Source organism: Collinsella sp. BG-O-102 (genome assembly GCF_023656745.1).
Taxonomy (GTDB): domain Bacteria; phylum Actinomycetota; class Coriobacteriia; order Coriobacteriales; family Coriobacteriaceae; genus Collinsella.
Window position 1 is genome coordinate 1 of record NZ_JAMOKO010000013.1, and the last position, 15,185, is coordinate 15,185.

The 15,185-nt window shown below is 61.3% G+C and carries 12 protein-coding genes and 1 tRNA gene; 10 read left to right on the forward strand and 3 right to left on the reverse strand.

Annotated elements, in window-relative coordinates; all coding sequences use genetic code 11:
• Positions 1-347: 347 nt before the first annotated feature.
• On the reverse strand, positions 348-1,928 hold the full coding sequence (locus tag NBH09_RS07360; RefSeq protein WP_350446088.1) for a lipopolysaccharide biosynthesis protein: 1,581 nt from the start codon (positions 1,926-1,928) through the stop codon (positions 348-350).
• 180 nt (positions 1,929-2,108) lie between these two features.
• Here NBH09_RS07360 and NBH09_RS07365 point away from each other — a divergent pair, with 180 nt between their 5' ends.
• The 6 genes from NBH09_RS07365 (at position 2,109) to NBH09_RS07390 (ending at position 8,569) form a co-directional block, all read left to right on the forward strand.
• Positions 2,109-3,680, forward strand: coding sequence for an L-lactate permease (locus NBH09_RS07365; protein WP_250787576.1), 1,572 nt, complete (start codon positions 2,109-2,111; stop codon positions 3,678-3,680).
• A 278-nt stretch (positions 3,681-3,958) separates the two neighbouring features.
• Positions 3,959-5,629, forward strand: coding sequence for a phosphoenolpyruvate carboxykinase (ATP) (pckA, locus tag NBH09_RS07370; protein ID WP_250787577.1), 1,671 nt, complete (start codon positions 3,959-3,961; stop codon positions 5,627-5,629).
• 227 nt (positions 5,630-5,856) lie between these two features.
• Positions 5,857-6,576 carry a B3/B4 domain-containing protein gene (locus tag NBH09_RS07375; RefSeq protein ID WP_250787578.1) on the forward strand — a complete coding sequence of 240 codons (720 nt, stop codon included), beginning with the start codon at positions 5,857-5,859 and terminating at the stop codon, positions 6,574-6,576.
• Between the two features lie 170 nt (positions 6,577-6,746).
• Positions 6,747-7,196 (forward strand): MarR family winged helix-turn-helix transcriptional regulator, encoded by a 450-nt coding sequence (locus tag NBH09_RS07380; RefSeq protein WP_022093866.1) that lies wholly within the window; start codon positions 6,747-6,749, stop codon positions 7,194-7,196.
• A 118-nt stretch (positions 7,197-7,314) separates the two neighbouring features.
• Positions 7,315-8,169 (forward strand): DegV family protein, encoded by an 855-nt coding sequence (locus NBH09_RS07385; protein WP_161115863.1) that lies wholly within the window; start codon positions 7,315-7,317, stop codon positions 8,167-8,169.
• 79 nt (positions 8,170-8,248) lie between these two features.
• Positions 8,249-8,569, forward strand: a complete 321-nt coding sequence (locus tag NBH09_RS07390) for an MGMT family protein (RefSeq protein ID WP_161115864.1) — start codon at positions 8,249-8,251, stop codon at positions 8,567-8,569.
• Positions 8,570-8,962: 393 nt separating this feature from the next.
• On the opposite strand, the gene trpS is transcribed toward NBH09_RS07390, so the two are convergent.
• Together trpS and NBH09_RS07400 are read right to left on the reverse strand one after the other, a co-directional pair.
• The gene (trpS, locus tag NBH09_RS07395; protein WP_138112823.1) at positions 8,963-10,012 is read right to left on the reverse strand and encodes a tryptophan--tRNA ligase; all 1,050 of its coding nucleotides are present in this window, start codon (positions 10,010-10,012) and stop codon (positions 8,963-8,965) included.
• Between the two features lie 159 nt (positions 10,013-10,171).
• Complete coding sequence (locus NBH09_RS07400) at positions 10,172-11,371, reverse strand: MraY family glycosyltransferase (protein WP_022094798.1); 1,200 nt, start codon at positions 11,369-11,371, stop codon at positions 10,172-10,174.
• Between the two features lie 525 nt (positions 11,372-11,896).
• Here NBH09_RS07400 and NBH09_RS07405 point away from each other — a divergent pair.
• From NBH09_RS07405 to NBH09_RS07420, 4 genes are all read left to right on the forward strand, one after another.
• On the forward strand, positions 11,897-12,835 hold the full coding sequence (locus tag NBH09_RS07405) for a radical SAM protein (RefSeq protein WP_161115866.1): 939 nt from the start codon (positions 11,897-11,899) through the stop codon (positions 12,833-12,835).
• Positions 12,836-12,986: 151 nt separating this feature from the next.
• Positions 12,987-13,059: transfer RNA gene (locus tag NBH09_RS07410), tRNA-Ala, on the forward strand.
• A 64-nt stretch (positions 13,060-13,123) separates the two neighbouring features.
• Complete coding sequence (locus NBH09_RS07415; RefSeq protein WP_006235473.1) at positions 13,124-13,582, forward strand: hypothetical protein; 459 nt, start codon at positions 13,124-13,126, stop codon at positions 13,580-13,582.
• An 84-nt stretch (positions 13,583-13,666) separates the two neighbouring features.
• Entirely contained in the window at positions 13,667-15,172 is a 1,506-nt protein-coding gene (locus NBH09_RS07420) for a nicotinate phosphoribosyltransferase (protein ID WP_161115867.1), read from the forward strand.
• The last annotated feature ends 13 nt before the right edge of the window (positions 15,173-15,185 follow it).

The window sequence follows — 15,185 nt, forward strand, 5'->3', positions numbered from 1 at the left end:
GGGGCAGGGGCTGACGGCCGTCCGGGGCGGTCGGCCAGCGACCACCGGTACGGCTCAATCGTATAGCCGTGCAACGGAAAAGAGCCGCCCTTTCGGACGACTCAAACTGTAATGGGGATTAAATAATCATTTGGCTGCCCGCTGGCTAAGTGAGTAGACTTTTTTGGAAATGCCGAGCACCCAACATATTTGCCTCAATAAAACCGCAGGTCACAGACTTGTGCTCTGTCGGTGTGGTCGGAGATTCGGTAAAAGTCTACTCACTTAGTTTTGCGTGATGAATATTGTCCGCAACGAGACCCCAGACGGGGTGATTCCATCGCAAATTCCGGTGACCGGGCAGCTAATTAGGCGCCGTATGGGTTGCGGTCGCGTTCGATGCGTTGGCGGATGTTGGCGTACTCGATTATCAGCAGCACCAGGAGTAGGGCCATGATGGCTAGGTAGCTCACCACAGCGCCCATCAGACCCAGCAGCTTAATCAGGATCACCGGCAGCACCACGCTTACGGCGAAGCAGATCAGGTAGATCTTGGTGACGTCTCTAGCGTGGCGCAGCACCGTGATGATGGCGTAGATAAAGTCGATGGCCGCGGTGACGCCGCCGGCGACGACCATCAGCAGCGCCAGCGTACGGTAGCGTTCAAAGCTGAGGCCGTACATAAAGCTCATGAGGGGAATACCGGGACCTGCCATAAATGCGGCGCACACGCCGGTGATGACTACGATCAGCGCCATAACGGCAACAATAATCAGGTCAAAGCGACGACGCTTGCGAGGATTAGCCCAAATGCTCGACAAGCGCAGGAGCTGCGGTTTATAGATAAATCCAATGCTCAGCAAAATAGCTTGCGCCGGAAAGAACAGGGCATTAAAGTACAGCTGATATTTGTATGCCAGCGTGCCTTCCATCACAAACTTGGGCATGCTCTCAATTAGGTTGAACAGGAACAGTGCACCAAAGAGCGGGGCGCACTGGACAAATAGGTGGCCGACCTCGCGCAGGCTCACGCGGCGCGATTTTTCGGTCTCGAGCAGGGCAAGCGGCGCGGTGACCAGCACGAGCGAGGCGATGGCGGTGACACCCATGACCATGGCCGCGATGGGCATGCTGTGCGTGAGGAACAGCGCCACGCTAAAGACCGCGATGACGCCGACGGAGCGTAGCGTTTGGCTCATGCCGGCCAGGTAGAGCTTGTCGGCCTGCTGCAGGCGGCCTTCGTACACGTCGGCGACGCCGTCGATCACCTTGTAGAGGTAGACGCCCAGGCCGATCGTCGCCATCTGCGCATCATAGCCGCGGGCGCTGCTGTACATGAGGCCGCAGCCTAGGGCGAGCGCTCCACAAAGCCAGCGGTTGAGCTGGTAGGAGGCAAAGGACGTCTTTTCGTCGATGTCTGAGACCTGGAAATTGCGCACGCCGTAGTTGCACGCGATCATGATGAGCGTGCCGGTGACAAAGGCGATGGAGAATTTGCCTGCTTCTTCGGCGCCCACGAGCTGCGTAGACACGATGGTGAGCAACGGAAACGCCAGGCCCCACACGGCGGTGCCGAGGGTGTTCCAAAGATAGTCGCGGCTGGTGGCGTGCTCCTCGTATTCCGCTTCCTGCATGGAGAAGCCGCCGCCGTAGACGGCGCCGAGCAGACGGTTCCACCAAGCGTTGACCATGCGGTGGACGGGGCCGGGCTCCCGATCGCGTTCGCGCCGGCGACGTGTGGCTTGGCTGCTATCGGGTCCGCCGGCGTTGCGCTGGCTCAGCTCCTGGATGCGCGCGAGCTCTTCGGCCGTGTGGGAGGCAGGGAAGAGGCCGTTCTCGATGCGGCCGCCCTGGGCCTTCGCGGCGCCGTCCTTCGATGCAGCGGGGTTGGAGGTGCCGTTGCGGCGGGCGATGGCGCGGCGAATGCTATCGAGGGGCGTGATGCTCAAAGCGGAGTCCTTTCTATTGCTGCGCTTTAGTATAGACGCGACGGTGTTCGCTCGTGTTTTTGAACGGATTGTTCAATAATTTCGGCGGGCGGCTGTAATTTGTCGGTAAACGTGCGGTATCCTGTTGAAGTTTTGTGACACCCCCGATGCCGCCCACGCGGTACCAAGGAGCTTCCACCTATGGACGTCGCCGCATTCTTACTGGCTCTTGTGCCGATTATTTGGCTGGTCGTGATGCTGCTGTGCTTTAAATGGCCAGCTTGGAAGGCCGCTATCGGATCGTTTGTCCTTTCGTGCTTGCTTGCCTTCGCATGGTGGCGCCTGCCGGCAGCGCAGATCGCGACCGCCTCGCTCGAAGGTTTTTTGATGGCTCTGTGGCCCATCGTCCTGGTGATCATCGCCGCGGTGTTCACGTATAACCTGTGCGTTCGTACGGGCGCCATGGACGTGATCGGCAGCATGATCACCTCCATCAGCAGCGACCGCCGTCTGCTGGCGCTGCTCGTGGCTTGGTGCTTCGGTGGCTTTATGGAGGGCATGGCCGGCTTCGGTACCGCTGTCGCCATTCCCGCCGGCATGCTCGCGGGCCTGGGCTTTGAGGCCGTGCCTGCCGTGCTCATCTGCCTGCTGGCCAACGGCGTGCCCACGCCCTACGGCTCCATCGGCATCCCCACAGTGTCCGTTGCCGACCTGGTGGGTTTGGATTCCCTTCACCTAGCGACCGTTCAGCTGGTGCAGCTCGCACCGTTCTTTGTGGTGATGCCGCTATTTATTGTGCTGGTTGCGGGCCGTGTTGCCGATGACCAGGGCAATGCCGCGAGTGTGGGCGAGCGTCTGCACGGTGTTGCCGGCGTGGCGTTGCTCTCCGGCGTGTCGTTTGTCGGCGCGGCTCTGGTCGTTGCCATGTTTGTGGGCCCCGAGCTGGCCGTGGTCGTAGGATCCATCGTTTCGCTCGCGCTGACAGCTGCGCTTGCCATGCGTGCCGAGAAGTCGGGGCATCTGGACGCACGCTTCCATATGAATATCGAGGCCGGCGAACAGCTCACCGTTAAATCGGCGCTTTCGGCCTGGTCGTGCTTCATTCTGATTTTTGTACTGCTGCTGGGTACGTCCAACCTGGTGCCCGCCGTGCATGCCGCGCTTGCGCCCTTTGCAAGCCACGTGCAGGTGTATTGCGGCGAGAACCCTGGTACGCTTACGTTTTCGTGGATTAACACGCCGGGTGTTTGGATCTTCCTGGCCGCGTTTGTCGGCGGTGCCATTCAGGGCGCTTCGCCGCGCATGATGGGCGAGGTGCTGGCCGCGACTGTGAAGCAGATGACGCCGACGGTGATCACGATGCTTTCGGTACTGGGCTGCGCCAAGGTGATGGGCTATGCCGGCATGATTTCGTCGATCAGTGCGTTTTGCATTGCGGTCGCCGGCGGTCTCTACCCGATTCTGGCTCCGTGGATCGGCGCAGTCGGTGCGTTCGTGACCGGCTCGGGCACGTCCTCGGGCATGCTGTTTGGTCCCATTCAGAGCCAGGCCGCCACTGCGCTGGGTGTGAGCGACTACTGGATGGTCGCATTGAACGCCCTGGGCGTCGCCGCTGGTAAGATGATCTCGCCGCAGACCCTCGCCATTGGTCTTGCCGCCGTGCACGTGCGCGGTAAGGATGCCGAACTCCTGGGCGCCGTGCTGCCCTACGCTGCCGGCATGCTGGTCCTGATGAGCGCCATAGCCATGCTCGGCCAAGGCCTGCCGCTGTAGTCGGCACTTAGGGACGTTCCTTATGTGCCGGCACTTTGGGAACGTCCCTAAGTGCCGGCATCCGGGGACATTCCTTGAATGTTGCCTGTTCAAGAGTGTCCCCAATGACTAGTTGTTTAAAAACGTCCCCAATGACTAGGCCGCTTGCCTGCGATTTTTGACCGTTGGGCGGGCTTGCCGTCCTTGCCGCAAAAACGTTTTTGCATATCGGGTACAACGGGCTTTACGTGAGTAAAGTGCGCGCCGCGTCCATGTGTCGCGTTTTTAAAGGAGGCCCCATGCCTGGTGTTACCCCTGCAGAAGTTTTGTCCAACTTTGGTATTACGCTCGTTGAAGATCCCGCCGAGAATCAGCCCCGTCTGCTGGTCGATCTACCCGCCGCGGAGCTCGTCGAACACGCTATCCGCCGCGAAGAAGGCCGCATGGCATCCAATGGCGCGCTGGTGATCGAGACAGGGGAGCGCACTGGCCGTTCGCCCAACGACCGCTTTATCGTTGACACCCCCGATGTCCACGACAAGATTGCCTGGGGCGCGGTCAACCGCCCGCTGTCCGTCGAGAGCTATGAGGCCATCAAGGCCGGCATCGTCGACTATCTCAACGAGCGCGACGTGTTCGTCACCCGCGGCATGGCAGGCGCCGACCGCAACCACACGCGTCGCCTGCTCGTTGCCTGCGAGCGTGCCAGCCAGGCACTCTTTATTAAGCAGATGCTCGCCCGCCCGCTTGCCCGCGAAATCGCGCGCACCGGCGAACCCGACTTCTGCGTGCTCGCAGCGCCCGGTTACCAGTGCGACCCCGCCATCAAGGGCCTCAACTCCAGCGCCGCCGTGGTCATCAACTTCCAGGAACGCGTGATTCTGGTCGCCGGCACCGGCTACTCCGGCGAGATTAAAAAGTCGATCTTTAGCGTCATGAACTACCTACTGCCCGTCGAGGACGACGTGTTGCCCATGCACTGCTCGGCCAGCATGGATCCCGTCACGCACGAGACCGCCGTGTTCTTTGGCCTGTCCGGCACCGGCAAGACCACGCTTTCGGCCAATCCCACGCGCCTGCTGATCGGCGACGACGAGCACGGTTGGTCCGACATGGGTATCTTCAACATCGAGGGTGGCTGCTACGCAAAATGCGAGGGCCTGGACGCCTTCCACGAGCCCGAGATCTTCAACGCCGTCCGTTTTGGCGCCATTTGCGAAAACGTGGTGCTCGACGAGAACCGCAAGCCCAACTACGATGACATCTCGATCACGCACAACACGCGCGTGGCCTATCCCGTGGAGCACATTCCTAACGCGTGGACTAAGGGCATGGGCACCACTCCGAGTGTCGTGCTGTTCCTGACTTGCGACGCTTTTGGCGTGCTGCCGCCCATCTCGCGCCTGACGGCCGACGCCGCCATGTACCACTTTGTGACGGGCTTTACGGCTAAGATTCCCGGCACCGAGGTCGGCGTCACCGAGCCCACGCCCACGTTCTCTTCGCTGTTCGGCGAGCCGTTTATGCCGCTCGACCCCATGGTTTACGCCAAGATGCTTGGCGAGCGCATTGCCGACGGTCGCACGCGCGTGTACCTGGTCAACACCGGCTGGATCGGCGGCGGCTACGGCGTGGGCCATCGCATCGAGCTTGCCTACACGCGCTCGCTGGTCGCGCGCGCCCTCGACGGCACCATCGAGGACAGCGAGTTCGTGCACGACGACATCTTTAACGTCGACATTCCCACGACGTGCCACGGCGTGCCCGATGGCATCCTGGTGCCGTGCCAATACTGGCAGAGCACCGCGCGCTATGACGAGGCCGCGCACAACCTGGCGGTGATGTTCGAGGAGAACTTCGAGAAGAAGTACTCGCACCTGCCCGAGTCCGTCAAAGCCGCCGGCCCGCACGTTCAAGTACACGCCGACGCCCGTCATCGCGGCCGCGGGCTGCTGGGACTTCGCCACTAGCTTCGCCGTGAGTCCATATCCACCACAAAGGGGACAGGCACCTTTGTGGTGGTTTTGCTCGCGTGGATGACTCGGGTTACAATACGCCTGACATATCGTCCCCTTCTCCGGATGGGGACAGCGCAAGCGTTCTTGTGACGGCACCGTAGGACTTTGAAGGTGGCCGTTGTAAGGGCGCTTTTTGTTTAGGCGCCCTCACTCGGGCGCGCACAATGAAGGGAGAGCGTATGAAGAGCTTTATTGCCGAGGATTCATTCTGGGAGCTGTTTCCGCAGGCAGCGGTCGGTGTTGTGGTCGTGGAGGGCATGAAGCCCACGGCCCAGATTCCTCAAGAGGACGTGGATGCGATTGCGGCGTTGCTCGACCGCGCCAATATCGATGCGGAGCGTCATCTGACCAGCGACACTATCAGCGAGAACGCACCGGTCAAGGCATGGCGCGAGGCCTATCGTCTGTTCAAGACCAAGAAAGGCGCGCGCTGCTCGATCGAGAACTTGCTCAAACGCGTGCTCAAAGGCAAGCCGGCGGGCCACATTACGCCCGCGGTGGATATTTACAACACGGTATCGCTGACCTATGCGCTGCCCGTGGGAGGCGAGGATCTGCATGCGATCGAGGGGGACCTTCGCCTGAAGGTGACCGACGGTGGCGATGCGTTCTTGCCGCTTGGCGAGGAGGCGGACGATCCGACGCTGCCCGGCGAGCTCGCCTACATCGACGATGCGGGCGCTGTGTGCCGCTGCTGGAACTGGCGCGACGGCGTTCGAACGGCGCTGTCCGATGATTCGGCCGATGCGTTCCTGGCGATTGAGTGTGTGGAGCCCGAGCGGATGGGGGATTGCCAGGCTGCGATCGATCGCTTAGCCGAGCTGCTTGAGCGCTATCTGGGAGCGACGGTTGTCATTAAGACGCTTGTGACCCGCGACAATCCTTGCGTGGAGCTGTAGCGGCGCCTAGAACCTATTGATGCCCCAAACCACCACAAAGGTGCCTGTCCCCTTTGTGGTGGTTTTTATGTTGATGGGTTAACAAATAGGGTGCGCAGGGCTGGCGGCCGATAAGTACGGTTAAGATGTTTACCCGTTAGCATTATGCAAGCGAAAGGCGGTCGTCTCCCATGCAGCAGAACGACGAGACACGTTTCGAGGACTTTGTCGGACTGATCAGCGGACTCTACAAGGAGATCCAGCGCATTAAGACATCCGAGGGCGCAAGGCTGGGCCTCAAGGGCTCCGACGTTATGTGCCTGTACTATCTTGAGCGCAGCAAGGACGGCCTGACTGGCGCCGACCTCGCTCGCATGGCAGGCGTGACCCGCGCCGCCGTCTCGCGCACGCTCGCGCATCTGGAGGAGGGCGGCTACGTCGAGGTCGATGATTCGGGCGATGCCGCCGTTAAGTATCGTGCTCCGGTGCGCCTGACCGCTCTGGGCGGCGAGAGTATGAGCGAGGCGGACCGCATCATTCGCGAGGTGCTCGATACCACCGGTAAGGCTATGGGTGTGGAGCAGCGCGAGCAGATGTATGCGTCGCTACGCACGATTCTCAACACCCTGCGCGAGATCTAAGGCCGCCAAGGCATTTGCTTCCAATTAACAACTGCATAGTCCCGTTTGAGCGCGTATGCCGTGCCGGGGCTTGCTGTCAAAATTCCCTGCGAGAGGTCCGCGCAAGAAAGGATTCGCTATGTCCATTCGTATTATTACCGATTCCGCGAGCGATATGTCGCCGGCTGAGCACCCCGCTCTGCGTGTTCTGCCGCTGTCCGTCACCTTTGGCACCGATGTGTACATGGATGGCGTCGACATCGATCACCAGCGCTTTTACGAGATGCTCGTGGAGCGCGATGAGCTGCCCAAGACCGGCCAGGTCAACCCGTACGCGTTTTCGCAGGCGATTGCCGAGGCGCGTGAGGCCGGCGACGAGGCAGTGATTATTACCGTTGGCGCCAAGCTTTCGGGCACCAATCAGAGTGCCCGTACCGCACTTGCCGAGGCGCCGGGCGGCGACGTGTTCGTGGTAGATAGCAACAACGTCACCCTGGGCGAGCGCGTGCTGGTCGAGTATGCGCTGCGCTTGGTGGACGAGGGCCGTAGCGCGGCCCAGATCGCGGCGGCCGTCGAGGCCGTGCGCGACCGTGTGGTCGTCATCGGCCTGCTCGAGACGCTGGAGTACTTGGTGCGTGGCGGTCGCCTGTCTGCTGCTGCGGGCGCTGTGGGCACGCTGCTCAACGTTAAGCCCGTGGTGGCCGCCGAGGACGGCCTGATCGTGCAGCTGGGCAAGGCGCGCGGTTCCAAGAACGGCCGTAACCTGCTCAACCAGAAGGTCGAAAAAGCGGGCGGCGTCGACTTTTCCATGCCGCTGGCGCTGGGCTATACGGGCCTTTCGGACGCCGTGCTCAAGAAGTATATCGAGGACAGCGCGGCACTGTGGGCTGGACACACCGAGAACGAGCTGCCCATCCACACCATTGGCGCCACCATCGGCACCCACGTGGGCCCCGGCGCCGTAGCCGTAGCTTTCTTCCGCCCCGCCAACTAGCTTTCCGGTCAAAACCACCACAAAGGGGACAGGCACCTTTTTGGTGGTTTATGCTTGTTTCGGTTGAAAGGAGCATGCGATGGCGTCTGAGGGCTTTTTTGAGCGGGTGTATGAGGTGGTCGAGCAGATTCCCGAGGGGATGGTTGCCACCTACGGTCAGGTGGCGCTGCTTGCCGGTCGTCCGCGGAGCGCGCGCTATGTGGGCTATGCGCTGCACAGCAACCCGCGCCCCGGCCAAATTCCCTGTCATCGCGTGGTGTTTGCCGACGGCCGTATCTGTGAGGGCTTTGCCTTTGGCGGCCCCGATGCCCAGCGTGAGCTCTTAATGGGGGAGGGCGTGACGTTTACCGATCCCATGCACGTCGACTTGGCCGCCTGTCGCTGGCCTGCCGGACTCTAACAGCTCTGCCGTGGCCAAAACCACCACAAAGGTGCCTGTCCCCTTTGTGGTGGTTTTACGCTGTAGGTTTACCAGAGCTAACTTATGGAGAAGGTGTGGTGGCGTACTTTGCCGTCAGAAAGTAAACCACGGTGAACTATATTGGTTTCAGCAACGGAGCAGGCAATAGGCGATGAAAAAGCCTGCCCTGTTGAGTTTGATTCGCATTCCTCCCCTCTGTGCGATTCAACGGTGTACTTCGGGAACAGGCCCGCTGGCAACTAGCTGCCGGCGGGCCTGTTCCTGTTTGTCGAGGGGGTGCGATGGACGGAGCCGAAGCGGTCCGGCTCCAAAAAAGGCGGACGCCGTAGCGCCCGCCCTAAAGCAATCGAAAGCTCAAGCCAGCAGATCGGCCTAGTACACCATACCCATGGCGTCCTGAACCTCGGCCAGGGTCTGCTCGGCGATCTCGTTGGCGCGACGGTTGCCCTCATGCAGGACGTCCTTCACATAGTCCAGATCGTTCTCGTAGCGCTGGCGACGCTCGCGGATAGGTGCGAAGTACTCGTTGACGGCCTCGGTCACGTACTTCTTGAGCTGGCCGGAGCCGCCCATGCCAATCTCCTCGGCAATCTCGACCTCGGAGCGACCGGTGCAGATGGCAGCCGTCGAAAGCAGGCCGGACACACCGGGGCGGTTCTCGGGGTCGAACGTGATCATGCGCTCGGAGTCGGTCTGGCTCTTCTTGATGCGCTTGGCCGTTTCCTCGGCGGTCATCGAAATATTGATGGCGTTGCCGTAGCTCTTGCTCATCTTGCGACCGTCAAGGCCGGGCAGCAGCGGGGTCTCGGACAGCAGCGCCTCGACCTCGGGAAATACCTTGCCGTAGCGGTTGTTAAAGCGGCGGGCGATGGTACGGGTGAGCTCGATGTGCGGCAGCTGGTCGCGGCCGACGGGCACCACATTGCCCTTGCAGAACAGGATGTCGCAGGCCTGGTGCACCGGGTAGGTGAGCAGAAGGCCGGTGAGCTCGTGGCCCGAGGCCTCCATCTCGGCCTTGACCGTGGGGTTGCGCGCCAGCTCGGCCTCGGACACCAGCGACAGGAACGGCAGCATGAGCTGGTTGGCGGCGGGCACGGCGGAGTGCGCGTAGATCATGGTCTTGTCGGGGTCGATACCGCAGGCAAGGTAGTCCATGACCATGTTGTACACGTTGTCCTGGATGTGCTCGGTGGTGTCGCGGTCGGTGATGACCTGGTAGTCGGCGATGAGTACGTTGGTCCTGGCGCCCATGTTCTGCAGCTCCACGCGGCCCTTGAGGGTGCCAAAGTAGTGACCCAGGTGCAGACGGCCGGTGGGGCGGTCGCCGGTAAGCATGGTGAACTTCTCGGGCGTCTTGGCCAGGCCCTCGCGAATGGCGTTGCTCTTTTGCAGCGCGACTTCGTAGCTGTTCTCGTTTGGCATGATTGCTCCTAACGTATGTTCATGGGTCAAGATGATAACGCGTTTATTGGAGGGGCGGGGCGTAAGTAGGCGAGGGGCGGGAGAGGGGTGGCTTGTGCGATGGGTGCGGCGCGGCTGCGCTTGGCCAACGGTGTCTGGGCACATCCTCGGCAGCTTATCCTAGAGCTTGTGGTGGCGCTCTTCTTTACGTTCCTCGGCTGCTTGCTCCTCCTGCTTAAAAGCGGGGTCGTCGGGGGTGACGAGCTCGTCCTCGTGCGTGCGCTTGTTGTAATGGTGGCGCAGCACGGGCTCAAACAGATGTAGATGCTTGGCAAAGGCCGCCGAGCCAATGGCGAGCACGGTAAAGATGAGCACGCGCATGGGCACCTCGACCTGGTTAATCGCGGCGGCGCCGGCCGAAAGCATGATGCACCAGGCATAGATGAGCAGCACGGCCTGTTTTTGGTTGTAGCCTTCTTGGATCAGGCGGTGGTGGATGTGGCCCTTGTCGGCCTGCCCGATGCTAATGTGGGCGCGCTTGCGGCGCACAATGGCGCTAAACGTGTCGATGATGGGCACGCCGGCAACGATGAGCGGGATGATAAGCGAGGTGAGTGCGGCGGTGCGGCTCACGTTGAGCAGCGAGATGGAGCCCAGCGCAAAGCCCAGAAGCAGCGACCCCGAGTCGCCCAAGAAGATGCTTGCGGGGTTGAAGTTGTAGCGCAAAAAGGCCAGACAGGCGCCAAAGAGCGCAATGGAGAGCGCGGCGGCGTCGATGCGGCCCGAGAGAACGGCCATCGAAAACATGGTGAACGACGCGATGCCGCAGATGCCCGTGGCCAAGCCGTCGAGGCCGTCGATGAGGTTAATGATGTTGGTGAATGCCACCAGATAGATTACGGTGATGGGGTAGGCGAGCCATCCGAGCATGATCTCGCCGGGGGCAAACGGGTTGACGATGACGCCGATCCGCAGGCCGCCCATGCAGGCGATAAGCGCGGCGAGGACCTGTCCGGCCAGCTTTTGCTTGGGCGTGAGCTGGAAGACGTCGTCGATAGCGCCGGTCGCAAAGATAACGGTAAAAGAAAGCGCAAGTATGGGGTAGCTGATGTGCAGACGGGGGTGGGGCACCAAAACGGGCGGCCAACCCAGGTACCAGGTGCCTAGGATTTGCACAGTGCAGGCGACGACCAGGCCCAAAAACACCGCCGTTCCGCCCAAACGCGGGATGGGCTTGGTGTTGATGCGGCGCTTAGAAGGATAGTCGACGGCGTCGAGCTTGATTGCCAGGCGCTTGACCAGGGGTACCGTGAGGAAGGTCGTGATAAAGGCCGCCGCTGCCACGCATAGGTACGGTATGTAGCTCGGGGATGAAGCCATGAATCTAAAAACCGCCAAGCGTCGAAGGAAAAGGTCAGAAGAACGCCATGCGCAAAGGGCATAGCCGAACCATGATACTCGACCAAGGGGGGTGCATGGAATTGCACGCAGCGATAATCACGCGCTTACCAGATATTGGAATGTTGTCGATGGCTTGTCGGGATGCCGGCGGGGATCCATATGGACTGTATGGTGATTTTCGGCAAAAGAAAACCACCCCCCACGTTACGAAAATGAACCCACCTAAAACAGGTGGGTGCCCTCATCGACTGTTCCAGCGTCCTTAACAACGAAGGATACCTGTACTAGGTACGACTGTGTGGGCTCCCTAAATAAACGCGACGGTTCACCCAGTTGCTCCGCGGGGGGCGGAATACCTACATCATAAAGCGGCACTTTATCGATTCCAGTCTTGACATTACAAAAATCGTGTCGGACGATTACGGCGCCTTAGGGACGGAGCCGTCTACGCGGTCTGGCCCTTTACGTTTGAGCTGCTGAATCGTTGTTTTGGAGCATGTTTTTATGCCGACGTCGTTGACCGAACTTTTTTCGCCCGCCTGCCATTTGTGTCCGCGCCGTTGCGGTGCGGCGCGCGATGAGGGCGCGCACGGCGTCTGCGGTGCTAACGACACGCTCAAGGTGGCCCGCGCCGCGCTTCATATGTGGGAGGAGCCGCCTATCTCGGGCGAGGCCGGTTCGGGCACGATCTTCTTTAGCGGTTGCTCGCTTAAATGTATCTACTGCCAGAACCACGAGATCTCGACCGGCAATTTTGGCCTTGAGATTTCGCCTGAGCGTCTGGTCGAGATTATGCTGGAGCTGCAGGACCAGGGTGCCAACAACATCAATTTGGTGACGGCGACGCACTATGCGCACCTGTTGCCTGCCGTGATTGCCGCGGCACGGGCGCGCGGACTGGTTATCCCGATCGTCTACAACACGAGTGGTTACGAGCGCGCGAGTGCCGTGGCCGCGCTGGGCGACCTGATCGATGTGTGGCTTACCGACTTTAAATATGCCGATGCGGCGCTTGCGCAGTCGCTCTCCCATATAAAGGATTACCCGCGTGTGGCCGTGTCGGGTCTGGCCCAGATGGCGCGCGAGATCGATCGCCGCGGGGGAGAGCTGGTGGATGACGACGGGCTCATGAAGCGCGGCATCATCGTGCGCCACCTGGTGCTGCCGGGGCATGCGGATGACTCGTGCCGCGTGTTAGACCTGGTGTGGCAGACGGTGGGCGACGTGCCGATCTCGGTCATGAACCAGTACACGCCCAATGCGCTCATGCGCGAGCAGGGCGGCGAGTTGGCGCGCGCCGTGACGCGCGAGGAGTACGAGCAGGTGCTCGACCATGCCGACGACCTGGGCTTTACGACAATGTTCTGGCAAGAGGGCGGCGCGGTAGACGAGAGCTTCACCCCCGCCTTCGACACCACCGGCGTCCTCACCAGCGCAAAGTAGAGCGCACGCTGATGATTTTTCTGGGACGGGGATTAAAAAATCATCGAGAGGATCGCCTGTTCGAAAAGTTGTCAAAATAGCCGCGTCCCAAAAAGACTGGTTATTGGGCGTTGACAGTTGGCGAGCCGTAGGTAAAATATCGACTTGTCCTGGGGACGTAGCTCAGTTGGGAGAGCGCTGCCGTCGCATGGCAGAGGCCGAGGGTTCGACTCCCTTCGTCTCCACCCACGGATTTGATAAGCCGCTGACATTGTGTCGGCGGCTTTTTTTAAAAGAAAGGGCTATATCATGGCCGAGCTTGAGTCCCAACCATTGTCCGACGAGGAGCGCGCCGAGTTGGAAGAGCTCCGCGCTGAGAAGGCCCGCCGCGAGGCTCGGGAAGAGGCCCGTCGCGAGCGTGAGGAGCTGGCTGCCCTGCGTGCCGAGCGTGCGAAGGCCGAGGAGGCCGCCGCGAACGCCGCATCCGCATCGGCGCCCGCGCCCGCACCCAAGCCCGCTGCTGCGAAGCCTGCACCTGCCGCGCCCAAACCTCAGCCTAAAAAGGCCGCCCGTCCCAAGTCCGTCGAGCCCAAGCCGAGCCGTGACGAGATGACCTTTGCCCAGCGCATGGTTACCTCCAAGGAGCCTATGGGCGAGAACGAGATCCCTGGCATGGCGCCGGCTCAAAAAATCATCATTGTCCTTGCCCTCATCGCGTTTGTCATCTTTATGGGCTACACGATCCTGACCAGCATGGGCCTGCTCTAACCGACTCGCATCGGGCGTCATGTCCGCATGCTCTGCTCTCGTCCAACCCTCAAATTCTGCACCACACATCCGAAAGGTCGCCCCATGGCTTTGACCGACATCTCGCATCCCACCGACATTGCAATGCTCACCGATCTGTACGAGCTCACTATGGCCCAGGGCCTGTGGGAGAGCGGCAAGGCCAATGAGCAGGGTTGTTTTACCGCGTTTTACCGCGACCATCCCTTTGGCAGCGCCTATGCCGTCATGTGCGGCACCGCCGAGCTGCCCGAGCTGGTCGAGAATCTGCGCTTTACGCCCGAGGACATCGACTACCTCGCCTCGCTCCAGGCCCCTGCTGGCGGTGCGATGTTCAAGTCTGGATTCCTCGACTACCTGCGCGATTTTCGTGCGCATGTAAACATCGACGCCGTGCCCGAGGGCGAGCTCGTCTTTCCGCGCGAGCCCATGGTGCGCGTCACCGGCCCCGCGCTGGAGTGCCAGCTGCTCGAGACGGCGCTGCTCAACATCGTCGGGTTCCAGACGCTTGTCGCCACCAAGACGGCGCGCGTGGTGCTCGCCGCCGACGGTCGCCCCGTGGCGGAGTTTGGCCTGCGCCGAGCCCAGGGTCCCGATGGCGGCCTGGCCGTTGCGCGCGCGAGCTACGTTGCCGGCTGCTCCTCTACGTCCAATGTGCTCGCCGGCCGCCGCTACGGTATTCCCGTCTTTGGCACGCATGCTCACAGCTGGGTGATGAGCTTCGATTCCGAGCTCGAGGCCTTCCGTGCCTTTGCCAAATCGAGCCCCAAGAACTGCACGCTGCTCATCGACACCTATGACGTGCGCGAGGGCTGTGAACATGCCATTACGGTTGCCAAGGAGATGGAAGCGGTGGGCGAGCGCTTGTCGGCCATTCGCATTGACTCCGGCGACCTCGCCAAGCTCTCCAAGTATGTTCGCGGCCGTTTTGATGCCGAGGGCCTGCCCTATGTGGGGATCTCGGTTTCTAACGATCTGGATGAGTACACGATTCAGTCGCTGCTCGACCAGGGCGCGCCCATCGACAGCTTTGGCGTGGGTACCAAGCTTGCGACCTGCTATGACCAGCCGGCGCTGGGCGGCGTGTACAAGCTTTCCGCCCGCCGTGCGAGCGAGGCAGATCCATGGACGCCGGTGGTCAAGCTCTCCGAGCAGCCCTACAAGCGCACGATCCCGGGTGTGCAACGCGTGCGCCGTTATTACGACGGCTTTGGCGGCCCGGTCTGCGACATGATCTACGACGAGGACCATCTGGCGGGGGAGGGCGCCGCGCGCGGCAATACCCTCGTGGCCGTGAATGATGCCGCCCTGGTGACCGACGTGTCCGAACTTGAGTATCGCGAGCTGCTGGTGCCGATCGTGCGCGATGGCAGTGCGGTGGCTCCGCGTGAGAGCATCCAGGACGCGCGCGAGCGCTGTGCTTGGGCGCTCAATCATCTGGACGCAGCTTTCAAGCGCTTCCTGTACCCGCAGACCTATGTGGTGGGCATGGAGCAGGGCCTGGCTCAGGTGCGCGACGAGCTCGTGCGCAAGAACATGGCCGCGGCTTCTGCCTTTCCCTGGGCTCACTAATTTCTTGGGTGGT

Coding starts and splice junctions, on each gene's coding strand:
- NBH09_RS07380 (WP_022093866.1), top strand. CDS start 6,747: ATGCAGCAGAACGACGAGACACGTTTCGAGGACTTTGTCGGACTGATC.
- NBH09_RS07415 (WP_006235473.1), top strand. CDS start 13,124: ATGGCCGAGCTTGAGTCCCAACCATTGTCCGACGAGGAGCGCGCCGAG.
- NBH09_RS07390 (WP_161115864.1), top strand. CDS start 8,249: ATGGCGTCTGAGGGCTTTTTTGAGCGGGTGTATGAGGTGGTCGAGCAG.
- trpS (WP_138112823.1), bottom strand. CDS start 10,012: ATGCCAAACGAGAACAGCTACGAAGTCGCGCTGCAAAAGAGCAACGCC.
- NBH09_RS07400 (WP_022094798.1), bottom strand. CDS start 11,371: ATGGCTTCATCCCCGAGCTACATACCGTACCTATGCGTGGCAGCGGCG.
- pckA (WP_250787577.1), top strand. CDS start 3,959: ATGCCTGGTGTTACCCCTGCAGAAGTTTTGTCCAACTTTGGTATTACG.
- NBH09_RS07385 (WP_161115863.1), top strand. CDS start 7,315: ATGTCCATTCGTATTATTACCGATTCCGCGAGCGATATGTCGCCGGCT.
- NBH09_RS07405 (WP_161115866.1), top strand. CDS start 11,897: ATGCCGACGTCGTTGACCGAACTTTTTTCGCCCGCCTGCCATTTGTGT.
- NBH09_RS07365 (WP_250787576.1), top strand. CDS start 2,109: ATGGACGTCGCCGCATTCTTACTGGCTCTTGTGCCGATTATTTGGCTG.
- NBH09_RS07375 (WP_250787578.1), top strand. CDS start 5,857: ATGAAGAGCTTTATTGCCGAGGATTCATTCTGGGAGCTGTTTCCGCAG.
- NBH09_RS07420 (WP_161115867.1), top strand. CDS start 13,667: ATGGCTTTGACCGACATCTCGCATCCCACCGACATTGCAATGCTCACC.